This window comes from Olsenella absiana, assembly GCF_036408855.1.
GTDB classification, from domain to species: domain Bacteria; phylum Actinomycetota; class Coriobacteriia; order Coriobacteriales; family Atopobiaceae; genus Olsenella_K; species Olsenella_K absiana.
This window is the reverse complement of sequence record NZ_JAZGJQ010000001.1, coordinates 443,261-468,220: the sequence shown is the minus strand read 5'-3', so window position 1 is coordinate 468,220 and position 24,960 is coordinate 443,261. Positions and strand designations below refer to the sequence as shown.

Below are 24,960 nucleotides of genomic sequence, written 5' to 3'. Positions count from 1 at the left end.
GCAATCATAGGCGGATGACGCGGAAACGGCCCCTCCCGGGGCCGTTTCAGTTCCAGATCGTTGTTTTCGCCCGCTGAGCTGGGCCTATGCCGGAATCTCTCCCACAGAAACCACCGAAGAGCCCTATTCTTCCGAATCCCGCAATGATGTGCCGGAGGGCACGGATTGCGAGGAGAGAAGTGTCGAAGACCACGAGGAAGACCTACACACCGAAGTTCAAGATGGCGGTCGCGATAGACGTCGTGCGCGGCGAGAAGACGCTCAGCCAGGTCGCCGCGGAGCACGGCGTGAGCCCGTCTTTGGCCGCGGAGTGGCGCGACGAGCTGCTCGGCGGCGCCGACGACGTGTTCGGTAAGACCCAGCAGGACCGCGAGAGGAAGAGGTCGGAGGAGGCCGCGCGGGAGAGGTACGACGAGGCGCTGCGCAAGATAGGGCAGCTCACCGCCGAGCGCGACTTCCTCCGCCGGTTTTGCGACGACAACGGCTACGACCCCGAGGAGGCGCGCCGCGGCAGGCGGGCTTCCCGAGGGGCTGCCCCGCGCGAGGGCGTGCGAGCTGCTGGGGGCGGGCCGCGCCACCGCCTACCGCGACATGGGGCGCCCCGGGACGGACGGCGCCGACGATGCGCACTGGCCGGAGGAGGACGAGCGCCTGGCGGCCCCGGTCGACCGCGAGCACGTGGGGCACCCCGCCTACGGCGCCAGAAAGATCGCCCACATGCTGCGCGAGTCCGGCGAGCCGTCCGCCACCAGGTGGCGCGTAACGAGGCTGATGGGGCTCATGGGCGTGCGACCCTGCTGCCCCCTGCCGTCGCTCTCGGCGCCGGCGAAGGCGTCGAGGCGCTTCCTGTACCTGCTCCGCGGCAAGGCCGAGGGGTTCCCCGACCAGGTCTGGAGCACGGACGTCACGTACGTGCAGATGGGGGCCGCCACACGTGCCTGACCGCGGTCATCGACTGGCACTCGAGGTACGTCGTGTCGTGGAGGCTCTCCGACACCATGCGGGCGCGCGAGGTCATCGCCTGCGCGAGGGACGCCTTCGAGGCCCATGGCACGCCGTCCGCGATGAGCAGCGACCAGGGGTCGGTCTTCGGCTCGGAGGATTACGTCTCGCCGCTCGCCTCCAGGCACGTGGAGCAGAGCATGGACGGCAGGGCCCGCTGGGCCGACAACGTGCTGATGGAGAGGTGGTCCGGGACGCTGAAGTCGGAGTGCCTGAGGAACGCGGAGTACGAGACACCGGCGCAGCTAGAGGCCATCATACGGAGGTTCGTGGACGAATACAACGACAGCAGGCCCCACCAGTCGCTGGGCTACGAGACGCCCTCCTCGTGGTACTTCAGCGGCATAGCGCATGCGGCGTAGGCTAGGATGCAAGGGTATCGGTAGGCTGGGATTCGGAAGGGCAAGCCAACTACTGTCTCAGACTCTCTGCCACTTCAGACGGTGCCTGCCGAGACCCCGGCGCCCCAGAGGATCTCGCTGACGTCCTCGATGCGCCTGGTGGAGACGCCAGCCAGGCACGTCTCGATGATGGCCTCCTCGACGCTGGTCTCGCGCCTGCGGTAGCGCTCGATGACGGCGGTCTGGAAGGTCGCTCCGCGCAGCTTGGGCACGTCGGGCTCGATCTGCCCCGATGTTGTGACGAGCTTGCGCCTGTAGTGGCCGCTGCGGTAGGCCTCGCGGCCGGCGGCGTGCTCGTATCTCTCGGCGCCCACCATCTCCTCGACCTCCTGCTCGAGCAGGGCATTGAGGGTATCTTGGACTGTCTTCCTGACGAGTTCGACGATGTCCTTCCTCAGGGACTCCTCGTCGACTGATACGATGGGATCGGACATGGCTCCATGCCTCCTTCGGTAGATATTTGGTTCTTGGTCGTTTCAAATAGTACCGATGGCATGGGGCCATGCTCTGTTATCTGGATGTATTCAGCTGTCAATTTGCGAAAGAAATTGTACGTAACCACTACTGTCTCAGACTCTCTGAAATGGCAGCGGGCTTGAGACGAGCGAGTCCTTGCTCTTATCCATCCCCACCTATCGGCTCCCCTGCATCCTAGCCTATGCAGCCGCTACGCCAGTGACGTATCACGGTGAAGGCATGCTGCAGCCAAGCGGCCGGTGCGATTTGCGCACGCCTCAGTCCACGGGCTTCGGTTCACGACCAGGCCCAGACTTTGGAGTGTCAGCCACTCTACAGGTCGTAAGCGACAGGGTAATGTGGAGGAACAGAGTAACATCCTCGCGTAGATGTAGCCAAATCCGCTCAATAGCGTCTGTCTCCTCTCAAGAATCCGCCGGCAACCCGCTCGCCAAAAATTCTGACGTTAGATCTTGATCTTTCCTCACTGTCGAGAGATCATCTCCGCAGCAACCCGGATGGGTGCTGGAGATGTGGAATCGGACGATTCCAAGACAATGTACGCAAGAGAGATGCGTATGCATTGACTGGAGCCGGGAGACCGGCCCTTCTTTTCTCTCGAGAGGGTCTCCGATTCGCTTCTCGCCGACGGCTAGAGAAGGGATCGTCATGACACACGAGTCACCAGTAACAATTCGGCTTAAGCAGTCCTCGGAGCAGACGGTCGGGGTCATCAAGCGTGTGTTTGGGCTGATGCCGGCACGCTTCATCGTCAATGTCATCGATGCGTTGGACCTTGAGGCAAACCCGAGGAACTCCCGCCTCGGGAGCGTCACAGATGCAATCGAGGCCTCCATTGCTAACGACGACCTCAATCAGGGCCAGAAGCTCTTCCCATTCAAGACCAAGGGCATCCTTCTTGCCACGTCACAATACGAGCAGCTTGACCGGGGACGCTATAGTCTGATCTTCGATGACCGCAGTATCGAAGGCGTACTGGATGGAGGCCACAACATGCTGGCGATAGGCCTCTACATCCTCAACCAGGCAGAGATTGCCGCCGGAAAGACCACGCCGAGAAAGAGGGACGTCAATCTCTGGGCCGACTTCAAGAGGGTCTGGAAGGAAGCTCGCCAGGACATCGACAGCTACCTCCAGCGCATCGCTAGCGATGAGGGTCGTGCCGAGCTCGAGCAGGACGGAATCGGGACCCTCAACTTCCTCATTCCTACGGAGATGCTAATCCCGGCCGACCAAAACGACGCGGAGTGCCTCGAGACCTTCCGCTCTTCCCTGCTTGAAATCTGCGACGCTCGCAACAATAACGCCCAGCTCACGGCGGGTACCAAGGGCAACAAAGAGGGCCTGTTCGACGCCTTCCGCTCCCTCTTTGAGGAGAAGGAGCCGGAGTTCGCAAGGAACATCAGCTGGAAGACCAACGACGGCGGGACGATTGAAAGCCGCAACCTGATCGCTCTCGCATGGATTCCCCTCTCGCTGACGACTTGGGTGAAGGGGGAGGATGCCGTGGTGGACCCGCCCAAGGCAACGGCGATCTACAGTGGCAAGGGACAATGTCTGGACAAGTACCTCACCCTCATGCGGGATCCAAGGATCTCCACCGCAAACACGAACGGAACCGAGAAGGAGCTGCACGACCAGCAGGTGCTCAGCGCCCTGAAGGTTGCCGTAGACATACCGCGCGCCTTTGACCTGATCTATCAGAGCTTCCCGAAGTACTACAACAGGCCGGGCGGCTCATATGGGAAGATTAGCGCCGTGAAGAGCATGCAGCATAAGTCCGGTGAATACACGACCCCATTCTTCGGCCTCGATTCTGAGCAGCCGGTGCCAGACGGCTTCATCTACCCGCTCGTCTACGGCCTCAGGGCTTGCATGGAATACGATTCCGACAAAAACGAGGTAAGGTGGCGCGTGAATCCGTACAAGTTCGTTCAGAGCAAGGACTTTGCCAAGGCGGCCGAAGACTATTGCGGAGTCATCCGACAGTCCGAATACGACCCCCAGAAGGTCGGCAAGGGCAAGTTCAGCTACTCCTCCGCGGAGACCTTCGTTAAGGTGGCCATGTACCACTACCACGAGTAGGTAGCCTTCGCCCCGATGCGGTCCCCCGCAATGGCGTAGCTTCCTTGCTGCGAACTGTAAAGCATAAGAGCCTTACCAATAAGGACGGAATCGAAAGGTTCCGTCCTTTTGTTCCTCCTCGGCGACGGCGCTGCTCCTGCTCAAACACGGCAAGGTCAGCGAGGGGCGTCGCGCGGAGCTGCGCCGGACCCTGCCGTTCTTCTCGGACGTCGGGGTGCTCGACCCCTCGGGGATACGCTGGGACGTGTTCCGCTTACAGCAGGCCGGCAATCGCGGCGGCAATGTGGGAGCTGCTGCCGCGATTGCCGGTTCGTGTGGGACCAAGCAACGGCACCGTAAAGCTGGATGCACCATCTGGTCACCGTAAGGAACATCGCAGCCCACCATGACCGCTTCTACAATCGGATGACGAACATCCAGCCAACGACGCTCAGGGAAGACGCATGCTATTCGGGCAGCAAGCAATGCCCGGCTTATGCAGACGGAACGCAGCGGTGCACATTCAGCGGCGTAGGCTAGGAACTGAGACCGTGAGGACACTTCGAGAGTTAGGCAACAGCATGTTCGACCATGCGCGACTGAGCGAGATCCTCGTCGACTACAAGCAGGCGTTCGAACGGAGCCAATGGCCCGAAGAGAGATACAAGTGGGAGGCCGTAAGGCACTTCCAGGACGTCTGGGACGCAGGCGCCGACGACTTTGGCGATATGCTCGAGCAATCGCTCAGCAAGTGCGGAAACCTCCTCGTGTCGTCCGGCAACTTCCCGGCGCGCATGATCGTCGAGCTCGCCAGGGAACGACCGGAGGAAGTCCGGTCCATGTTCGTCGACCTCTTCGACGAGACGCGCGACTACTACGAGCGCATCGCGACGTTCAAGGGGAGGGCCACGGACGTTCTGCGCGCCGTCCGCGGTCAGGACACCACCCTGCACCACTACCAAGACGAGAACACGGTCACCACCTACCTCTGGCTGCGCTTCCCCGACAGGTACTATGTCTACAAGTACAGCGAGGTCAAGGCCGTTGCCAAAGAGCTCGGGAGCGGCTATGAGATCAAGAAGGGCCGCTACGCGAGCAACCTGCGCAACCACCTCGCCCTCTATGATGAGATACGCGAGGCGCTCAAGCAGGACGCCGAGCTGGTCTCGCTCCTGAGGTCCAACCTCACGTCCGAGTGCTATCCGGACCCGGAGCTACGCACCCTGACCGCAGACGTCTGCTTCTACATCAGCCGCCATGCCAACGAGTGCCCCGAGCAGCCGGAGACGGATGCACCAAACGTAACCGCACCTTGCGTCACCCCCTCTGCAGAAGACGCAGACGATGCCACCGCCCATGGCTTCTGGTGGCTCAACGCGAACCCCAGAATCTGGAGCTTCTCGAACATCTCCGTCGGCGAGGTGCAGCCCTACACGCTCCTCAACGAGAGCGGGGGCAAGCGGCGCATCTACCAGAACTTCCTCGACGCGAGGACCGGCGACATGGTCATCGGCTACGAGTCGTATCCCGTAAAGCAAGTCGTGGCGATCGGGCGGATCGCCGCCGAGCAGGACGGGCAGAGCCTTGACTTCGAGAAGCTCGAAACGCTCGCCACGCCCATCGACTACAGGACCCTGCACGACTGCCCCGAGCTCGCGAACATGCAGTACTTCACCAACCCACGGGGGACCCTGTTCAAGCTGACGCCCGACGAGTACGACTTCATCGTCGACCTCATCCGCGAGGAGAACCCCGTTTCCAGAGAGGGGCAGCATGATCCCTACGACAAGGGCGACTTCCTCGACGACGTCTACATGGACGAGGCGCGCTACGAGAGGCTGCGCGCCGTCCTCCTGAGGAAGAAGAACGTCATCCTTCAGGGCGCCCCCGGCGTGGGAAAGACCTTCTGCGCCCGTCGCCTCGCCTGGTCGATCATGGGCGAGAGGGACGACGACCGCATAGAGTTCGTGCAGTTCCACCAGAGCTACTCCTACGAGGACTTCGTCGGCGGCTGGCGGCCGGAGGAGGAGGGCTTCGCGTGGAGGCCCGGCGTCTTCTACCGCTTCTGCAAGAGGGCCGAGAACCAGCCGGACAAGCCGTTCTTCTTCATCATCGACGAAATCAACCGAGGGAACCTGAGCAGGATATTCGGGGAGCTCCTCATGCTCGTCGAGGCCGACTACCGCGACGTCGCCAAGGTGACCCTCCCCTATGGCGACGCGCCCTTCAGCGTTCCCGGCAACGTGTACATAATCGGCATGATGAACACCGCCGACCGCAGCCTCGCGATGATCGACTACGCGCTGCGCAGGAGATTCAGCTTCTTCGACATGGCCCCCGCGTTCGACACCGAGGGCTTCACGAGGTACCGCGAGTCCCTTGCCAGCGACACGGTCGACGAGCTGGTGGCCAAGGTCGAAGAGCTCAACGCGGAGATCGCCCGCGACGGCTCGCTCGGCAAGGGGTTCCGCATAGGGCACAGCTACTTCTGCGGGCACGATGCGAGCGAGGACGCCGACGAGTGGTGCCTTGAGGTCGTGGACTTCGAGATACTGCCGATGCTGTCCGAGTACTGGTTCGATGACGACTCGAAGGTGGCGCGTTGGGACAACGTGCTCCACGCGGTGTTCCAGGGGTAGCCGTGAGGTACGGGAGCATCTTCATCAAGAACGTCTACTACATGCTCGCCTACGCCTTTCGGGCGCTCCGCCTGGACGAGTACGAAGACCTCGCTGGCGAGGACTTCGAGCACATGCACGACCTCTTCGCCGCCGTCCTGGCGAAGGGCATGGCGCGACAGGTGAAGCAGGGCCTCTACCGTACGTACCAGCCGCGTCGCGAGAGCCTGCCCACCGTGCGGGGGCGCATCGACCCGAGCGGCACCATGCGCCACGCAATCCTGCGCGAGCGCCGCGTCTCCTGCGAGTACGACGAGCTGTCCGAGGACAACCCGTTCAACCGCGTGCTCAAGACGACGGCGCTGCTTCTGCTCGGGCACGGCGAGGTCAGCGAGGGGCGTCGCGCGGAGCTGCGCCGGACCCTGCCGTTCTTCTCGGACGTCGAGGTGCTCGACCCCTCGGGGATACGCTGGGACTCGTTCCGCTTCCAGAGGAACAACCTCTCCTACCGCGTCCTTCTCGGCGTCTGCCGGCTCGTCCTCGAGGGCATGCTGATCACCACCGAAGAGGGCGAGCTGAAGCTCGCGCGGTTCGTCGACGACCAGCACATGTGCAGGCTCTTCGAGAAGTTCGTCCTCGAATACTACAGGGCGGAGCGCCCCGACGTGAGGGCGTCCTCGCCCCAGATCAGGTGGGCGCTCGACGACGGCGCAGAGGCGATGCTTCCCGTCATGCAGAGCGACGTCGTCCTCTCCAGGGGTAACGACGTCCTCATCATCGACGCCAAGTTCTACGCGCACGCGACGCAGAGCCACTACGACGTCGCCAAGCTCCGCTCCGCGCACCTGTACCAGATATTCACCTATGTGAAGAACGAGGAGGCAGAGCTCGCGGGGCTGGGCTTGCCGCACGAGGTCTCCGGCATGCTGCTCTACGCGAGGACCGACGAGGCCGTCCAACCAGACGGGACCTACCAGATGAGCGGCAACCGGATAAGCGTGCGGTCGCTCGACCTCGACGTACCGTTCGAAGGGGTCCGCGCCCAGCTCGACGGAATCGTCGACGAGCACTTCCGCGAGGCTCCCTAGACGGCAGGAAAACGGACCCTCTGCGAGTGCCCTCGCCGGGCTTCGCCAACGACGCACGGCGCCCCCTGCGTCACTCGGCCGGGTAGTCCTCCTTCGTGGTGTCGACGTCCACGCCGCGCACGTGGTAGATGAGGTTGCCGACCTTCGCGTTCTCGACGTAGTCCTTCGCGACGAACTGGTGCTTGGGGTAGAAGAGCGGAAGCACCGCGTAGTCCTGGCGCGTCACGATGTCGTCGACCTCCTTGTACATGTCGGCGCGCGCCTCCTCGTCCGTCGACGCCCGGGCCGCCACGAGGAGCTCGTCCACGTGGGGGTTGTTGTAGAAGGACGAGTTCTTCTCCGCCGTGGAGCTCAGGAAGTACGTGTACATGTTGTTGTCGCCGTCGGCGTAGGCGGGGAACCACCCCAGGAGCGTCACCTGGAGGTTGCCCGCCGCGCGGTCCTGCGCCCACACGCCGTTGTCGACCGTGTTGACCTCGCAGCTGACGCCCGCCTTGGACCAGAAGTCCTGGATGGCGACGGCGACGTTCTGGTCCTGCGCCCTGACCTGGATGAGGAGGGACGGCGCGCCCTTCTCGCCCAGGATCCTGGCCGCCTCGTCCGGGTCGTACGCGAAGACCGGCGCGTCCTTGTCGAACCCAGGCTCTTGCGGCGTCAGGAAGCCGCTCGCCGGCGTGCCGGCGCCGGAGAGCACGGTCTCGACGAGCTTGTCGCGGTCGATCGCCAGGGAGAGCGCGCGGCGGACGTCCGCGTCCTCGAGGCCCTTCCCCTCGCTCAGGTTGAGCGCCACGAAGTAGGTTCCCAGCGTGTCGTAGGAGACGATCAGGTCCTTGACGTCGGGGTCCTGCTGGTAGGTCGCGAGCAGGGAGCCGTCTAGGTCGCACCAGTCGATGTCGCCGTTCTTGAAGGAGAGCATCTTGGTGTTGACGTCGTCGAAGTAGCGGTAGCGCACCTCGTCCAGCGGGGGCCTGTCCCCGTGGTAGGAGTCGTTCCTCACGAGCACGACCTCGGTGGTGTCGTCGTTGCTCTCCATCTTGTAGGGGCCGGTGCCGACGCAGCTGGTGCCGGTGCCCCAGGAGCTGCCCGCCGCGGTGCAGGCGTCGCGCGGGAAGACCTGCGCGTAGGAGGAGCCGAGGTTCCTGGCGAAGCAGGCGTAGGGCTCCGTGAGGACGAAGGTCAGGTGGGTGTCGTCCTCGACCGTGAGGCCTGCAAGCTCGGTCGCAGTGCCCGCGAGCATCTCCTTGGCACCTGCGATCATGTCGTAGAGGTACGTGGACTTGGCGCCGGTGGCGGGCGTGAACATGCGCTCGAACGTGAACTTGACGTCGTCCGCCGTGAGGGCGGAGCCGTCGTGGAAGGTCACTCCGCCCTTGAGCGTGCAGTGGTAGGTCACCCCGTCGGCCTCCGGCGCCGGGACCTCCGTGAAGAGCAGCGGCACCAGCTCGTTCTCCTCCGTGAAGAGCAGCGGGGTCTCGAAGATGGTGTCGGAGATGGAGGAGGACTGGGAGCTCGTCGACTTCTGCATGTCGAGGCCCTGCTTGGAGTTGGCCTGCCCGAAGCGCAGGACCTTCCGCTTCTCCGTGCTGGTGTCTGACGCGCCCTGGCCGCAGCCGGCGAGCGCGCCGGTGGCGCCGATCGCCGCCGCACCCGCAGCCGCCGCGCCGGCCGAGGCCGTCCCCCTCACGAAGGCCCGCCTCGTCATGCACGAATCACCCATCGTCGCTCCCCCTTCGTCTCTGGACGCGCGCGTCCTTGTCGCCTGCCTGCGGCCACTGCTGCGGCCCCGGCCGCGGTCCCGGCCTCGTGGCCTTGTCCGGCCCCTGCCTCTGGGCCTTAACTTAGGTAAGAAGAGTCTTAGCGAAGACTGTTTCAGATTTGTGGCAGTTTGCGGAACATATGCGCGCGGTCGAGGCGGCTCGAGGGGCGGCGGTGTGGCTCGGGCGCGGCGGGGCGTGACGAGGGCTACTCGTCGGCGATTCGCGCGAGGCCCTCGGCGAGGACCGCCGTCCCCTTGACCAGGTCGTCGTAGTCGATGCTCTCCGCGCGGTCGTGGCTGATCCCGCCCTTGCAGGGGACGAACAGCATCGCCACCGGCATGAGGTCGCCGAGCATCAGGCTGTCGTGGTAGGGGCCGCTCACCACGTCCATGTGCGCGACGCCGAGCTCGTCCGCACGCCCCCTGAGCACGGAGGTGAGGTGCTCGTCGCAGGCGAGCGGGGCGTCGTCGTTCAAAAGCTCGAAGGAGACCTCGACCCCGCGGCGCCGGGCGATCTCTCGTGCGCCCGCCTCGAGGTCCCGCACCAGCGCGTCCTTGTCCGCCGCGCTCACCGAGCGGACGTCCACCGTGAAGGTGGCCCTGCCGGGGATCACGCTGGCCACGCCGGGGACGAGCGCGAGCCTGCCGACCGTACCGGTGATGTAGGCGCTCGTGGACTCCCGCGCGAGGCGCTCCAGCAGCAGGCCCGTCTCCGCCGCCGCCATGTAGGCGTCGCGGCGGTCCCGCATGCTCGTGCCGCCCGCGTGCGACTGGACGCCACGGACCTCGCAGACCAGGTTGGTGGGGGCGCAGATCCCGGTCACGACGCCGACCGGCACGCCGGCGCGCTCGAGGTGGTCGCTCTGCTCGATGTGCAGCTCGAGGCTCGCGTGGACGGGCTCCCTGCGCGGGAACTTGCTCCCGAATCGCTCGGTGTCATAGCCGAGGCGCTGCAGCGCCTCCGCGAGGGTCGTGCCCTCGGGGTCGGCGTGGGAGACGAGGTCGGCGGCGGTCAGGCGCCCCGAGATGGCGCGGCTGCCGATGCAGCAGACGCCGAAGCGGCTCATCTCCTCGCCGGCGTAGACGTTAACCGATACCGGGCGCCTGGGGCGCACGCCGGCGCGCCGCATGGCGGCGACGGACTCGAGCCCGGCGAAGACGCCGGCCAGGCCGTCGTACCTTCCGCCGTTGGGCACCGTGTCGATGTGGGAGCCCGTCCAGACCGGCGCCGCCGTGGGGTCCGTCCCGGCGTAGGTGCCGAAGACGTCGCCGAGGCAGTCCTCGCGGACCTCGAGCCCGAGCTCGCGCATCCGGTCGATGACGTAGCTTCTGGCCTCCTGGAACTCGGGCGTGTACACCTCACGGGTGACGCCCTCCCCCGGCGTGGCGTTGAAGGCGGCGATGCCCTCGATCCACCCCTCCAGCTCGTCCCTACGGACCTCGGTACCGATCGCGCCGTTCATGAGAGCTCCTTACCTCGTGGGCCTTCCCTCCGGCAGGAGCCACCATTCGCGGCGGATGCGGCCTGCCGGTGCCAGGGCGGCACGGCGACGGCGCGACGCACGGCGTCGAGCAGACTGGCACAAGGCAACCGTATACCAACGACAGGGCAGGCATCGAGGTCGTGACGAGGAAGTCGCCTATCCGTAACGGATGGAGCCGGGCGCGAGAGAGGACTACGCACCAGCGCGTCGCGCGCGCTTGTGGCAGAGCTCCCAGAACGCGACGGCGCTCGAGGCCGCCACGTTGAGCGAGTCCACGCCGTGCGACATCGGGATGACGACCGTGCGGTCGCACGCCTCGATCACGGGGCGGGTGAGGCCCGTCCCCTCGCAGCCGAAGAGCAGGGCCACGCGGTCGAGGGCGGCGAGCGAGGGGTCGTCGAGCGCGAGCGCCCCCTCCTCCAGGGCCATCGCGCAGCAGGTGAAGCCCCTCTCGCGCAGCAGCGCCATGGTCGCGCGCGGCCACGCGTCCTTCTCCACCCGCGCCCACGGCACCTGGAAGACGGTCCCCATGGAGACGCGCACCGCGCGGCGCACGTAGGGGTCCGCGCAGGTCGGGGCCACGAGGACCGCGTCCACGTCGAGCGCGGCGGCGGAGCGGAAGACGGCGCCCACGTTGGAGACGTCCACGAGCCCCTCGAGGACGGCGACGCTGCGCGCGCCCTCGAGGACCTCCTCCACCGGGGGCGTCCGTGGGCGCCTCATGGCGCAGAGCGGGCCGCGCTCGAGGCGGAAGCCGATGAGGCGCTGCAGGCGCTCGCGCGGCAGCACATAGACGGGCACGTCCGGGGCGAGGCGGGCGATAAGGTCGCGCTGGGCGTCGATGTGGCCCTCGTCGGTCAGCAGCGACAGGGGCTCCACGCCCTCCGCGAGCGCCACCTCGATCGCGATCCTCGACTCGCAGACGAGCATGCCCCGACTCTCGTCGAGCCTGTTTTTGAGCTGGTGCTCGGTCAGGCGCGCGTAGGGCGCGAGGCGCTCGTCGGCCTCGTCGTCCACTCGTATGGTTGTCATGGAAAGTCACCCGCCTCAGACACGTCTTATCGGTACGGGCTATTATTACTCAACCAGTTCGGGCTGCGTCGGCAGCCCGCCGGGTTGCTCCGGTAGCCCGCCGGGTTGCTCCGGTAGCCCGACGGGTGGCTCCGGCTGCCCGCCAGAGACCGCACATCGCTGCCCTACGGCGCCGCGTGCCCGCCTCCCGGCAGGCGCGCGGCCCGATGGATACACGGAAGGGTGAGTTTGATGTCAGAAGGAACCGAGCGCGACGACAGGTCTGCACAGGACATCGTCGCTCAGATACTCGCCGAGGAGACCGCAAGGATCGCCGGGGAGGAGGGCGCCGCGGGGACGGATGCCGCAGGGACGCAGGGCGCCGCGGGGCTCGCCGAGGCGCAGGCGGACGCCACGCAGGGAGCCGCAAGCGCGCCGTCCTTCTCCCCTGATGACGCCCCGACCCAGCTGCGTCAGCCCGGCGCCTGGGACCTGCCCGACCCCGAGGGCCCCGACACGACGCTGGTCATGGGCGCTAACGCGCTCGAGGACACCGACGGCGGCGCGTCGGGCGCGGGTGCCGGGGCTAGCGCGGGTGCCGAGGCGGGCGACCTAGCAGGCGCGAGCCCCGCCGCTGGCGCGGGTGCCGGGGGCGACGGCGCCGGGACCGAGGCGGACGCCCTGGCAGCAACCAGCGTCGCGGCCAGTCCGGCCGAGCAGGCCGACGTCCTTCTCCCCTCCGAGGGCGCGCACGCCAGCCAGGAGGGCATCGAAGTGCTGCACGCGCCCGACGGCGGCAGGGGCCCCCGCGCCCACCTGCGCGGGGGCGCGGACGCGGGCGGACGCAGGCACGGACGGCGCGGGCGCATCGCCGTGGCGGCCGTCGTCTGCGGCCTCGGCGTGGTCTACGTCGGCGGCGCCATCTGGTTCTCGAGCCACTTCGCGCCCAACACGACCCTGAACGGCCGGGACGTCTCCGGGATGTCGAAGGCCGAGCTCGCGGCCTCGGTCGCGCAGGCCAACGACGCGTACTCGCTGCACGTAACGGGCGACGGGCTGGACCTCACCGTGAGCGGCCCGGACATCTCGCTCGCCAACGACGGCGAGTCGCTCGCCGCGGGCGCGCTCGCGCAGACCAACCCGTGGGCCTGGCCGGTGGCGCTCGCGACCGGGACCTCGCTCAGCCTGGGGCAGGGCACGAGCTACGACGCCGACGCGCTCTCCGCGACCGTCTCCGCCGCCGTCTCCGCCTTCAACGAGGGTGCCGTGCAGCCGACGAACGCGGGCCTCGCATACGACGCGGGCGCCGGGTCCTTCTCCATCACGCCCGACTCGGTGGGGACGGCCCTCGACGAGAAGGCCGTGCAGGACGCGGTCGCCACGGCCGTGAGCGAGCAGTCCACCGAGCTCGCGCTCGGCCCGGACCAGCTCCTGCAGCCCGCGCTCACCGCGCAGAGCGACGCGCTCAAGGCCTCGCTCGCCAAGGCGAACCAGGTCGTGAGCGCCTCCGTGGCGCTGAAGGTGGGCGGCACGACGGCCTTCACCCTCGAGCCCGCGCAGCTCGCGCAGTGGATCAGCGTGGACGAGACGGGCGCGCTCTCCGCGGACGAGTCCGCGATATCCGCGTGGGTCTCCGGCACGCTGGCCCCCGCCGTCGACTCGGTGGGCGCCACTCGGACCTACACCCGGCCCGACGGCAAGAGCGTCACCGTGACCTGCGACACGCACGGCGGCGAGTACCTTTCGGACTGCTACGGCTGGAAGGTCGACCGGGATGCGACGGCGAGCAGCATCGCGAAGGCGATCGACGACGCCACCGGCGCCGTGCCCGCGATAGACGTGTCCATGTCGCAGAGCGCCTCGAGCTTCAACCCGGGCGGGCAGGACTGGGGCCCGCGCTACATAGACGTCGACGTCACCGAGCAGCACGCGCGCATGTACGACGAGGCGGGCAACCTCGTGTGGGAGTCTGACTTCGTCTCTGGCGACACGTCCAAGGACCACGGCACGCTGGAGGGCGTCTGGGTCATGAACTCCAACCGCGGGACCGACCAGACCCTCAAGGGCTCGGACGAGAACGGCGACGGCGAGCCGGACTACGTGAGCCAGGTCTCGCTGTGGATGCCGTTCATCTCCAACCTCTACGCCTTCCACGACGCCACCTGGAGGTCGACCTTCGGTGGCACCGTCTACCAGGGCAACGGCAGCCACGGCTGCGTGAACCTCCCCTACTCCGCCGCAAGCTCGCTGTGGGACCTGTGCAAGGTCGGCGACGTGGTCGTCGTGCACTACTAGCGGCGCGACCCGGCCCGAGGCCGGCGACGGCCCGGCCGGCGGCCCTGCCCGAGGCTGGCGGCCCGGCCCGAGGCTGGCGGCGGCCCGGCCACGCGGACGACGGGTTCGCAGCACAAAACAGCACGTCAGAAGCGCGCCCGGCTCCCCAGGGGGACCGGGCGCGCGGCATGAGCGCAGCTCCAGGAAGCGGCTGGTGCATTTTCGGGACTTAGGGACGGGTCGCAGCCCGGAGCAGGCCCGGCAGCGGGTGCCGGAGGCCTGACGCGGCGTGTCGCCTCTCGGAACGCTGGTCAGGATGGGCGGGGACGCCAGGCGAGCGCACCCCGACCCGTCCATAACTCCCAGATTTGCAAAGGCTGCTCCGTGAAACTGCTTCGGGCCAGCGGCGGTCGGGCCCGGGGCCGGGGGGCCGGGGGCCGGGGCCGGGGACCGGCGACCGGGGGCGACCGGGGGCCGGGGCCGGGGCCCGGGGCCGGGACGCCGCGGTCCGGGCCGCTGGCCAGGGCGGGGTCACAACGCCAGGAGGGCCTCGTGGATGCGCAGGTCCCGGTCGAGCTCGGGATGGAAGGCCACCGCGAGCTGGGCGCCCTGACGCACGGCCACGACGCGGCCGTCCACCCGCGCGAGCTCCTCGGCGCCCGGGCCGACCTCCGCCACGTAGGGCGCTCGGATGAAGGTCATCGGCACGTCGTCGCCGACGCCCGCGACCGCACCCCGCGTATGGAAGCTCCCGAGCTGGCGGCCATAGGCGTTGCGCACGACCGTCACGTCGAGGGTGCCGAGGTGGCGGGCCGGACGCACGCCGCTGCGGTCGCGCCCGTCCTCGACGCCGTCCTCGATCCTGGCGGCGAGCAGGATCAGGCCCGCGCAGGTCGCGAGCACCGGCATGCCGTCCGCGACCAACCGGGCCAGCGGCTCGAGCATCCCCTCCCTGCGAAGGAGCCTTCCCTGCACCGTGGACTCGCCGCCAGGAAGCACGAGCCTGTCGAAGGGCCTCGCGAGGTCCTCCGCACTTCTCAGCTCGAGGCTCTTCTCCCCTAGCTCCGCCAGCCGCCCCTCGTGCTCGACGAAGGCGCCCTGGAGCGCAAGCACCGCCGTCGCCATCTACTGCCCCCGCTCCGCCATCAGCAGCTCGATCTCGTCCTTGTTGATGCCGACCATGGCCTCGCCGAGGTCGCGCGAGAGGAACGCGAGGCGCTCGGGGTCGCGCCACGAGGTCACGGCGCCCACGATCGCGGCCGCGCGCTTGGCGGGGTCGCCGCTCTTGAAGATGCCCGAGCCCACGAAGACGCCCTCCGCGCCGAGCTCCATCATGAGGGCCGCGTCGGCCGGGGTCGCGACGCCGCCGGCCGCGAAGTTCACCACCGGGAGCCTGCCCGCGTCGTGGACCTCGCGGACGAGGCCGTAGGGCACGCCCAGCTCCTTGGCTGCCTCGAAGAGCTCGTCCTCGCGCAGGGCTTGCACCTCCCTGATCTGGCGCTGCATCTTCCTCATGTGGTGCACGGCCTGGACCACGTCGCCCGTACCGGGCTCGCCCTTCGTGCGAATCATCGACGCGCCCTCGGCGATGCGCCGCAGGGCCTCGCCCAGGTCGCGCGCGCCGCAGACGAACGGGACCGAGAAGCGCGTCTTGTCGATGTGGTAGACGTCGTCGGCCGGCGAGAGCACCTCGGACTCGTCGACGTAGTCGATGTCGATCGCCTCGAGGATGCGCGCCTCCGCGATGTGGCCGATCCGGCACTTGACCATCACGGGGATGCTCACCGCCTGCTGGATGCCCTGGATCATCTTGGGGTCGCTCATGCGAGAAACGCCGCCCGCCGCGCGGATGTCGGCCGGGATGCGCTCGAGGGCCATCACGGCGCAGGCGCCCGCGTCCTCGGCGATCCTGGCCTGCTCGGGGGTGGTGACGTCCATGATGACGCCGCCCTTAAGCATCTGGGCGAGCTCGCGGTTGAGCCGCGCTCGCTCGGGCCCGGGGACCGAGCCGCGCGCGCGGGCCTGAACCGCGGCGGCGCCGGCGGCCGTTGTGGCGGCATGCTGCGTGGCGGCGGCCGGTGTGCCGCCTGCCTGCGCGTCCTTCTCTGCCTGCGCGTCCTTCTCTGCCATTGTCCTTCTCCCTTCGCTCGTTTTGCGTGAGTGTGAGGATAGGCCCGCTCTGGCCTTGCACAAAGGGCCAGTATCGATAGAATATGCAAGACCAGTTCAAGGCCAGGCGGGCAGGTCGGACAAGGCCAGCCCGCCGAGGGCGACATGGCCAGGAAGCGGCAAGGAAAGCGAGGCGAACGTGCTCGACTACGATCTATCGGACCGCGGGGCGCTCGGGCTCTACGAGAGCCTGTGCCGGCACGTGCGCGACGACATCGTCCGCGGCGTGCTCGCGCCTGGCGAGAAGCTGCCTTCCAAACGCCAGCTGGCGGCCCAGCTCGGCGTCTCGCTGATCACCGTGGAGACCGCCCTCGGGCAGCTCGTGGCGGAGGGCTACCTCGTCGCCAAGCCGCGGCGCGGCTACTACGTCGCACGGATCGGACGGCTCCCGCAGCCGGCGGCGAGGCCGGTGCCAGCCTCGCGCCAGCCCCGGCAGGCCGAGCGGCCCCTCGTCGCCGACGCCTCGCGGCTGCCGGTCCAACCCGACCCCGGCGCTCTCGCCCTCTGGGAGAAGAGCCTGCGCGCCGTGCTCTCCTCCGAGCACTTGGAGGAGGCCTTCGCCGCGCTCACGCCGCAGGGGCTGCCGCGGCTGCAGGCCGACATCGCGCACCTGCTCGCGCACACGCGCGGGATGGTGGTCGACCCGTCGCAGGTCATCGTAGCGGCTGGCGCGCAGGTGCTCTACCAGCTGGTGTCGCAGCTGCTGCCCCGCGATGCCAGCTTCGCGGTCGAGGACCCGGGGTTCCCTCGCATCGCGCGCACCTACGAGTCGGAGGGCAGGTCCTGCGCCTCCGTGGCCATCGACGCCGAGGGGATGTCGATGCGGCAGCTGAGGGAGAGCGGCGCCTCGCTCGCGCACGTGATGCCCTCCCACCAGTTCCCGACCGGCCGGGTCATGAGCGTCGCCCGGCGCTACGAGCTGCTGGGGTGGGCGTCCGAGCGGCCGGGGCGGCTCGTCGTGGAGGACGACTACGACTGCGAGTTCCGCCTCGCCGGCCGGCCCATCCCCGCGCTGGCGAGCATCGACGCGACGGGCAGGGTCATCTACCTCGGGACCTTCTCCAAGGGGCTGGGCCCCGTCGTGCGAGCCGCCTACGCCGTGCTGCCGCCCGCGCTCGTCGAGCGCTACGAGGGGCTCAGCTCGGCCGCGGCGGGCACCATGGGGCTGATCGACCAACTGGCGCTGGCGCGCATGCTCGAAGGCGGCGGCTACGAGGGTCACGTGGCGCGCTACCGCCGCCAGGTCAGGGCGCGTCGCGACCGGCTGTGCCGCGAGCTTGCCGCGGCGCTCGGCGACGTGGTCGGCTTCGAGGAGGCCGACTCCGGGCTGCACCTGGTGCTCGCCCTCCGGCTCGGGACGGGCTGGGCCGGACGGGAGGCGGAGGCAGAGGCGGCGCTCGCACGTGCCGCGCGCGAGAAGGGCGTGGGGCTTGCGCCGCTCTCCTCCTTCGCGCGGCTGCCGTACGCGGGCGCGGGGTCAAGGCGGGCGCGGTTCGTGCTGCAGTACGAGCGACTGGAGGACGCGCAGCAGGACGTGCTCGTTGCGTGCCTCGGTCGCCTCGTGGAGGAGGTTGGGATCGCGAGGTAGGGTGCCCGGAGAGGCGGCGCGCGGACCGGCGCGACCGGGCGCGGCCGGACGCGGCCGGACGCGGCCGGGTGTGGCATTGGGGGCATAGCGGGGGGCGGCGAGCGCGGGCGCGGACCGGCGCAGCCGGGCGTGCAACCTCCCGAATCGGATTGTGCATCTCAGCGACTTATGGACGGGTCGATGGCAGCCGAAGGCCCCCGGAAGGGTTCCTGGCAGGCCTACGCCGCATCGTGAGGACGCATCGCGTTTCGTAATCCTGGGCAAACGCACGCGCGCACCTGTCAAGACGCCCCGTGTACGTCCCAGACCCGTCCCCAACTCGGAGAAATGCACGGGCGAGACAGACGAGCTGCGTCTGGCTGACCCCCCGAGCCGTGCGCCATGCCGTTGGGCACGCAAGCTGGAGCCACCCCGTTCCTCGCCCCGTGCCGCCCGCCCTTCGGCCCGCTCTTCCTGGTCCAGCCGCTCCGCAAAGACGGCCGTGCCGTCGAGTGCGTCCCGCCTCCTTCGGCGCACGCTCGGTAGGCCGCCACGGGGTATGGGCGCAGCTAGGGGTATGGGCGCAGCTAGGGGTATGGGCGCAACTCCTGAAATGGATTTGTGCATCTCAGCGACTTATGGACGGGTCCCGGACGGTCGAGGAGCCCGCCGCGGGCATCCGAACGACCGCGAGAAGGTCCTCGCTCCGAATCTCACCTCGGAATCATGAGCAAACGCGTGTGCGCATGAAACTGGACGGGCCGGAGGCGCCCTTCCGGCACCTCCGGCCCGTCCATAACCCGTTCAGATGCACGTTCCGGTTGAGGGCACTGCAGCGGGGCTGTCGCGGGAGACCGGACCGCCGCTGGCGCCGCGGTGGCCTCCACCGCGCTGCCGCCGCCGTGCTGCTGCCGCGCTGCCGCCGCGCTGCCGCCGCGCTGCCGCCGTGGCGGCGCGGCTAGTGGCGCTTCTTCTTGGACTTCTTGTGCGGCCTCGTGCTGTTCTTCGGCTGCTGGCTCCGCGCCGGGGGCATGAAGGAGCCGCCGGCGGCGCCGGCACCCGCAGCGCCCGCGCCCATGCCGCGCCCGGCGCGTCCGGCGCCGGCCCCGGCGCCCGTGGGCAGGTCCATGCCGAGGCGCGCGAGGTCCTCGGGGCTCGCGCCCATGCCACGCATCATGCTCTTCATCATGCGGGCCGTCTTGCGGGTGTTGCCCTGGTTGATGAGCCCGCGCACGGAGCCCATCATCTTCTCCATCTGCTCCCACTGCTTGTAGAGCTGGTTGACCTCCTGCGGGGTGTGGCCGGAGCCCTGGGCGATGCGCCTGCGGCGCTTGCCGTCGATGATCGTGGGGTCCTGCCGCTCCTTCTTGGTCATGGAGTGGATCATGGCCTCGATGGCCACCATCTGTGAGTCGTCGACCGTGGCGCCCTGCTTCTGCACCGCGCGCTCCATGCCCGGCAGCATCCCGAGCACCTTCTGCACGCCGCCCATCTTGCGGATGTTGCGCATCTGGGCGAGCATGTCGTCCATGGTGAAGCCCTGCATGAGCATGCGCTCGGCGTCGGCGAGGTCCTTCTCGGAGGAGAGCTTCTCCGCCTGCTCGATGATCCCGTACATGTCGCCCATGCCGAGGATGCGCTTGGCCATGCGGTCGGGGTTGAAGACCTCGAGCGAATCGGGCTTCTCGCCCATGGAGGCGAACTTGATGGGCTTGCCGGTGACCGCGCGGACGGAGAGAGCGCCGCCGCCGCGAGCGTCGCCGTCGAGCTTGGACATGATGACGCCGTCGAAGTCCACGCGCGCGGAGAACTCGGATACGACGTTCACGATGTCCTGGCCGCCCATAGCGTCGACGACCATGAGGATCTGGTCGGGGTCGACCGCCCGCTTGATGTCGACGGCCTCCTGCATCATCTCCTCGTCGATCTGCAGGCGGCCGGCGGTGTCGACGATCACCACGTCGCAGCCGTGCTCGCGAGCGACGTCGACGGACTCGCGGGCAACGCGCACGGCGTCCTTGCCGTCGCCACGGTAGACCTCTACGCCGACCTCGGCGCCGAGGGTCTCGAGCTGGTCAGCGGCCGCCGGTCGGTGGGTGTCGCAGGCGGCGAGGAGGGGCTTCTTCCTCTTGCCCTTGAGGAGGTAGGCGAGCTTGGAGGCAGCGGTCGTCTTGCCGGAGCCCTGAAGGCCCACGAGCATGATCACGTTGGGAGAACGGTGCGGCGCGAGCTCGAGCGCGCTCTCGGTCTCGCCGAGGAGCTCGGTCAGCTGCTCGAGGACGATGCGGACCACGTTCTGCGTGGGGTTGAGCGACTCCAGGACCTCGGCGTCGAGGCACTTCTCCTTGGTCTTGGCCACGAAGTCGCGCACGACGCGGTAGTTGACGTCCGCCTCGAGCAGGGCGAGGCGGATCTCGCGCATCGCGGAGTTGATGTCGTCCTCGGTGAGCTTGCCCTTGCCGCGCAGCTTGTCGAAGGTGTCCTGGAGGCGGTCGGAGAGGCTGCTGAATACTGCCATGTGCTACTTCCCTTCGTTCTCGCCGACGAGCGCGCGCGAGAACTCGAGCGCGTCGAAGGACTGCAGGTCGTCGACCCCCTCGCCCACGCCGACGCGCAGGATCGGGAGTGCGAGCTCGTGCGAGATCTGGACGGCGATGCCGCCCTTGGCGGTGCCGTCGAGCTTGGTCACGATGACGCCGTCGAGGTCGAGGGCGTCGTTGAACTCCTTGGCCTGGTTGAGGCCGTTCTGGCCGGTCGTGGCGTCGATCACGAGGACGACCGAGACGGGCATCCCGGAGCGCTTGCGCGTGACCTTCACGACCTTCTCGAGCTCGCGCATGAGCTCGGGCGAGGTGTGGAGGCGCCCCGCCGTGTCGATGAGGACGAGCTGGGCGTCGTCCTTCTCGGCCCGCTCGATCACGTCGTAGCAGACGCTCGCCGGGTCGGCGCCGCGCGTGCGCGTGACGACCTCGACGCCGGAGCGCTGCCCCCAGACGTCAAGCTGCTCGATCGCCGCGGCGCGGAAGGTGTCCGCCCCGCCGATGAGGGTGCGGGTGCCGGCGCGCCTGGCCACGTTGGCGAGCTTGCCGACCGTCGTGGTCTTGCCGGCGCCGTTGATGCCGACGAACAGCACGACGGAGGGCAGGTCGGAGAACGGGTCGCGCTCGGCCGTGGCGAACTCGCTCGCGATGCGGCGCGCGAGGGCCTCGCGGAGCTGCCCGGCGCGCGTGAGGTTCTCGCGCGCGGCCTGCTCGCGCAGGTCGTCGGTGACGGAGATCGCGACCTCCGCGCCCATGTCGCCCATCACGAGGGTGTCCTCGAGGTCGTCCCAGAAGGCGTCGTCGACCTCGCCGCCCATGTAGAAGATCTCGTTGAGCGCGGCGCGCGAGCGGGAGAGCCCCCGCTTGAGCCTGTCCTTGAGCCCCATCAGGCCTCTACCACCTTTCCGGATTGGTCGAGGCGCTGAGACACCACGTGGCTCACGCCGTCGGCCTGCATCGAGACGCCGTAGAGCACGTCCGCCTGCTCCATCGTGCGCCTCTGGTGAGAAATGACAATCAGCTGCGTCTGGTCCTTGAGCCGCTCGATCGCGTCGAGGAGCCGCTGGAGGTTGGCGTAGTCGAGGGCGGCCTCGACCTCGTCGAACACGTAGAAGGGCACCGTGCGCGTGCGGTAGACGGCGAAGAGAAGGGCGAGCGCGGTGAGCGACTTCTCGCCGCCGCTCATGAGGGTCATCTTCATGATCCGCTTGCCCTGTGGCTGGGCCACGATCTCTATGCCGGTCTCGGCGGGGTGCTCGGGGTCGGTCATCTCGATGTGGGCGGCGCCGCCGGGGAAGAGCATGCCGAAGATCTCCGAGAAGTTCTGGTTCACCTGGTCGAACACGACGAGGAAGCGCCTCTTCATCTTGCGGTCGATGGCGGCCGCGATCTTGGAGAGCGACTTGCGCGCCGCCTCGAGGTCGGCAACCTGCTCGGAGATGTAGTCGGCGCGCTCCTTGAGCTCGCGGTACTGCTCCATGGCCACCTCGTTGACGGGGCCGATGGAGCGCAGGCGGGAGGCGAGCTGCTCGGCCTCGGCCTCGGCGGCCTCGCGGTCCTCGAGCTGCGGCAGGGCGAGGGCCTCCTCGAGGTCCGCGCCCGTCTCGTCGAGGGCCCTGAGCGCGGCCTCGACCTTGGCCTCGACGCGGCCGATCTCCACCTTGGCGTCCGTCGCCTGGGTGCGGGCGCGCTCGAGGTCGCGTGCCGCGGCGTCGCGCGCGGCCTGTGCCTCGCCGATCGTGCGACGGATCCCCTCGGAGTCCGCCTCCACGAGGGAGGCCTTGTCCTTGAGGCGCGCGTCCCAGGCGCTCGCCGCCTCGCGCAGGCCGAGAAGGGCCTCGCGCAGCGGCCCCACGCGCAGGCGCTGGCCGCGCAGGCGCGCGGCCTCGGCGCCGGAGCGCTCCGCGTCGCGCTCGAGCTGGGACTGGCGGCGCGTGAGGTCGTCCTCGCGGCCGATCAGGCTGTTCTTGCGCTCGCGGGCCGTCGCCAGGGCGAGGCGGGCCTCGGAGAGGCCGCGCTCGAGCTCGCCCTCCTCGCGCGAGGCGCCCGAGCGCTCCGCGCCGAGCCGCTCGAGCTCCTCGGCCGCGACGCTCGCGCGCTCCTGGGCGGCGTCGGAGGCCGCCTTGTGCGCGTCGATACCGCGGCGCGCCTCCTCGGCCTTGGCCAGGAAGTCCTTGCGGCTCTGCTCGATGCGCTTGCGCTCCTGCGCCTGCGAGGCGCGCTGGGACTCGATGCGGGCCAGCTCGGAGGTGGCGGAGGAGAGCTCACCCTTGAGGCGGGCGACCTCGCCGCGGGCGGCGGCGTCGGCGTCGCGCGAACCCGAGAGGCGCCTCTCGGCCTCGGCGCTCTCGCCCTGCGCGTCGGAGAGCGCGCGCTCCAGCCTCGGCACCTCCTCGCGCATCGCGCGGATCTTCCGCTTGCGCTCGAGGGCGCCGCGCTCGGCGTCCGAGCTCGTGCCGACGTAGGTGCGGCCGTCGGCGAGCACGATCGCGCCGGAGCGCGCGACGTAGGTGTGGCGCGGCGCGGCGGCGTGGCCGGCGAGGGCCTCCTCGACGCTGGCGACCACGCGCACGTCGCCGAGGAGCCGGGCCACGGCAGCCTCGGAGCCGGGGGCGACGCGGAGGCTCGGGAGGAGCGGCTCTCCCGGGGCGCCGTCGTCGGCGGGGGCGCCGGGGGCGGCCGCGGCGTCGGCGGGGGCCCCGTCGTCGCCGGGGGCGGCCGCGGGCCTCGCGTCCTTCTCGCCCGCGGGGGCGTCGGCGAGGATCGTGACGCGGCCGCTCGTGTTGCGCATGCCGAGGGCCACGTTGGCGACGGAGGCGACCGACCCGTCGTCTTTGACCACGAGAGCGGAGAGGTCGTCGCCGAGCAGGCGCTCGACGAGGTCCTCGAGGTCCTCGGGGGCCTCGATCACGTCGGAGAGGCGGTGGCGCACGAGGCCGGAGACGTCGTTGCGCTTGGTGAGCGAGGCCACGAGGGGGCTCGTGCGCTCGGCGCGCTCGTCGACGGACTCGAGCGCCGAGAGGTTGGCGCGCTGGCGGGCGAGCGCCTCGCGGGCGGCGGACTCGGCGCGGCGGGCCTCCGAGAGCTCGCCCTGCAGGCGGGAGATGTCGTCGTGGGCCCTGGTCGCGGCCTCGCGGGCGGCGTCGAGGGCGGAGGAGGCCTCGTCGCGGCGCGCCTCGCAGGCGCGGGCGCGCTCCTCGCTCACCGCGAGCGAGTCCTCGATCTCGTCGAGGCGGCCCTTGAGCAGGCCGTCCTGGGTACGGGCGCCCTCGACCTGGTCGCGCAGGCGCGCGTAGGCGAGCATCTCCTTGTCGGCCTCGCGCTGGGCACGCTTCTGCTCCTGCTCGAGGGAGCCCACCTTGGCCGCGAGCTCGCGGCGGCGCTGCTTGGCCTCGCGGGCGCGGGGCTCGAGCTCGTCGGTGCGGCGCTTGGCCTCGTCCCAGGCGGCGCGGGCGGCATCGAGCTCCGCGCGGACGCGCTCGAGCTCCTCGGCGCCCTCGCGCCGTCCGCGCGCGGCCTCGTCGAGCGTGCGGGCGAGCTCGGCCGCGCGCGCGTCCATGCTCCTGCCCTTCTGGTCGAGGAGGCGCAGGTCGGAGTCCATGCGCGTGATGAGCGAGCCGAGCCGGCGGCGCTGCTCGTCGAGGTCGCCGACGAACAGGCCCTTCTCCTCCAGGAGCTTGCGGTAGCGCTCGAGCTCGGCACCCTTGTCGTCCAGGCGCGCCTGGGCGAGCGCGGAGGCGGCCTCGGCCTCGCGCTCGCGGGCGCTGGCTCGCTCGTGCGTGCCCCTGAGGTCGCGCACCTCGTCGACGGCGAGGCGGCGCTTGAGCTCCACGAGGCGCGCCTGCACCTCGTGGGCCTCCTGGGCCTTGGCGACCTGGCGCTCGAGGGGGCGCAGCTGTCGGTTGATCTCGCGCGAGATGTCCTTGGCGCGGCGGAGGTTCTCGTCCATGCTCTTGAGGCGCCGCTCGCTGCGCTGCTTGCGGTGGCGGTGCTTGGAGATGTCGGCCGCCTCCTCGATCAGCTCGCGGCGGTCCTCCGGGCGGCTCGAGAGGACGGAGTCGAGCTTGCCCTGCGAGATGATCGAGTGCGTGTCCTTGCCCATGCCGGAGTCGTGCAGGATGTCCGTCACGTCGAGCAGGCGGCAGACGGCCCCGTTGATCAGGTACTGGTTCTCGCCGGAGCGGTACATCCGACGCGTGATGGCGACCTCGTCGAAGTCGACCGGCAGCGTGTGGTCGGAGTTGTCGAAGGTGAGCGTGACCTCAGCCATGTTGACCGCCTGGCGGGCGGAGGAGCCGGAGAAGATCACGTCCTCCATGGCCTGGCCGCGCAGCATCTTTGCGCTCTGCTCGCCCAGGACCCAGAGGATCGAGTCGGAGATGTTGGACTTCCCCGACCCGTTGGGCCCGACCACGACGTTGAGGCCGGGGTCGAAGACCATCTGGGTCTTGTCGGCGAAGGACTTGAAGCCCCTGAGCATGAGTGACTTGAGGTACACGGCCCGCCCCT

General features: G+C 69.0%; 15 protein-coding genes and 2 pseudogenes. 8 read left to right on the top strand and 9 right to left on the bottom strand.

What is annotated here, in order from left to right; translation table 11 throughout:
- Positions 1-86: 86 nt before the first annotated feature.
- The 3 genes and pseudogenes from VXJ25_RS09695 to VXJ25_RS01940 form a co-directional block, all read left to right on the top strand.
- Positions 87-344 (top strand): annotated as a pseudogene (locus VXJ25_RS09695) (transposase); the annotation flags it as partial.
- Between the two features lie 247 nt (positions 345-591).
- On the top strand, positions 592-942 hold the full coding sequence (locus VXJ25_RS01945; RefSeq protein ID WP_330957523.1) for an IS3 family transposase: 351 nt from the start codon (positions 592-594) through the stop codon (positions 940-942).
- Positions 891-1,364 (top strand): integrase core domain-containing protein, encoded by a 474-nt coding sequence (locus VXJ25_RS01940; protein WP_330957530.1) that lies wholly within the window; start codon positions 891-893, stop codon positions 1,362-1,364. Before VXJ25_RS01945 ends, VXJ25_RS01940 begins: the two co-directional genes overlap by 52 nt.
- Before the next feature lie 77 nt (positions 1,365-1,441).
- Here the strand turns inward: VXJ25_RS01940 and VXJ25_RS01935 are convergent.
- Positions 1,442-1,837 (bottom strand): annotated as a pseudogene (locus VXJ25_RS01935) (transposase); the annotation flags it as partial.
- 691 nt (positions 1,838-2,528) lie between these two features.
- Here VXJ25_RS01935 and VXJ25_RS01930 point away from each other — a divergent pair.
- The 3 genes from VXJ25_RS01930 to mcrC all read left to right on the top strand — a co-directional run bounded on the left by VXJ25_RS01930 (position 2,529) and on the right by mcrC (position 7,650).
- Positions 2,529-3,965, top strand: coding sequence for a hypothetical protein (locus VXJ25_RS01930; RefSeq protein ID WP_330957521.1), 1,437 nt, complete (start codon positions 2,529-2,531; stop codon positions 3,963-3,965).
- 530 nt (positions 3,966-4,495) lie between these two features.
- Positions 4,496-6,583, top strand: a complete 2,088-nt coding sequence (locus VXJ25_RS01925) for an AAA family ATPase (RefSeq protein WP_330957520.1) — start codon at positions 4,496-4,498, stop codon at positions 6,581-6,583.
- 2 nt (positions 6,584-6,585) lie between these two features.
- Entirely contained in the window at positions 6,586-7,650 is a 1,065-nt protein-coding gene (gene mcrC / locus VXJ25_RS01920; RefSeq protein ID WP_330957519.1) for a 5-methylcytosine-specific restriction endonuclease system specificity protein McrC, read from the top strand.
- 70 nt (positions 7,651-7,720) lie between these two features.
- Here mcrC and VXJ25_RS01915 read toward each other — a convergent pair whose 3' ends face one another.
- The 3 genes from VXJ25_RS01915 to VXJ25_RS01905 all read right to left on the bottom strand — a co-directional run bounded on the left by VXJ25_RS01915 (position 7,721) and on the right by VXJ25_RS01905 (position 11,922).
- Positions 7,721-9,367, bottom strand: a complete 1,647-nt coding sequence (locus VXJ25_RS01915; protein WP_330957518.1) for an ABC transporter substrate-binding protein — start codon at positions 9,365-9,367, stop codon at positions 7,721-7,723.
- Between the two features lie 245 nt (positions 9,368-9,612).
- Positions 9,613-10,869: a M20 family metallo-hydrolase gene (locus tag VXJ25_RS01910; RefSeq protein ID WP_330957517.1), complete on the bottom strand. Its 1,257-nt coding sequence runs from the start codon at positions 10,867-10,869 to the stop codon at positions 9,613-9,615.
- 213 nt (positions 10,870-11,082) lie between these two features.
- The gene (locus VXJ25_RS01905) at positions 11,083-11,922 is read right to left on the bottom strand and encodes a TrmH family RNA methyltransferase (protein WP_330957516.1); all 840 of its coding nucleotides are present in this window, start codon (positions 11,920-11,922) and stop codon (positions 11,083-11,085) included.
- Between the two features lie 231 nt (positions 11,923-12,153).
- Between VXJ25_RS01905 and VXJ25_RS01900 the strand changes: the two genes are divergently transcribed.
- Positions 12,154-14,196, top strand: coding sequence for a L,D-transpeptidase family protein (locus VXJ25_RS01900; RefSeq protein WP_330957515.1), 2,043 nt, complete (start codon positions 12,154-12,156; stop codon positions 14,194-14,196).
- A 510-nt stretch (positions 14,197-14,706) separates the two neighbouring features.
- Here VXJ25_RS01900 and pdxT read toward each other — a convergent pair.
- Together pdxT and pdxS are read right to left on the bottom strand one after the other, a co-directional pair.
- The gene (pdxT, locus tag VXJ25_RS01895) at positions 14,707-15,300 is read right to left on the bottom strand and encodes a pyridoxal 5'-phosphate synthase glutaminase subunit PdxT (RefSeq protein WP_330957514.1); all 594 of its coding nucleotides are present in this window, start codon (positions 15,298-15,300) and stop codon (positions 14,707-14,709) included.
- On the bottom strand, positions 15,301-16,305 hold the full coding sequence (gene pdxS / locus VXJ25_RS01890) for a pyridoxal 5'-phosphate synthase lyase subunit PdxS (RefSeq protein ID WP_330957513.1): 1,005 nt from the start codon (positions 16,303-16,305) through the stop codon (positions 15,301-15,303). It lies immediately after the preceding gene.
- A 178-nt stretch (positions 16,306-16,483) separates the two neighbouring features.
- Between pdxS and pdxR the strand changes: the two genes are divergently transcribed.
- Positions 16,484-17,932: a MocR-like pyridoxine biosynthesis transcription factor PdxR gene (pdxR, locus tag VXJ25_RS01885; protein ID WP_330957512.1), complete on the top strand. Its 1,449-nt coding sequence runs from the start codon at positions 16,484-16,486 to the stop codon at positions 17,930-17,932.
- A 937-nt stretch (positions 17,933-18,869) separates the two neighbouring features.
- Here pdxR and ffh read toward each other — a convergent pair.
- From ffh to smc, 3 genes are read right to left on the bottom strand one after another with little or no spacing between them, the layout of a single operon-like run.
- Positions 18,870-20,429, bottom strand: coding sequence for a signal recognition particle protein (gene ffh, locus VXJ25_RS01880; RefSeq protein ID WP_330957511.1), 1,560 nt, complete (start codon positions 20,427-20,429; stop codon positions 18,870-18,872).
- A gap of 3 nt (positions 20,430-20,432) precedes the next feature.
- Complete coding sequence (gene ftsY / locus VXJ25_RS01875; protein ID WP_330957510.1) at positions 20,433-21,338, bottom strand: signal recognition particle-docking protein FtsY; 906 nt, start codon at positions 21,336-21,338, stop codon at positions 20,433-20,435.
- The gene (gene smc / locus VXJ25_RS01870) at positions 21,338-24,949 is read right to left on the bottom strand and encodes a chromosome segregation protein SMC (protein ID WP_330957509.1); all 3,612 of its coding nucleotides are present in this window, start codon (positions 24,947-24,949) and stop codon (positions 21,338-21,340) included. The genes ftsY and smc overlap by 1 nt, the downstream gene beginning before the upstream one ends.
- Positions 24,950-24,960: the final 11 nt, after the last annotated feature.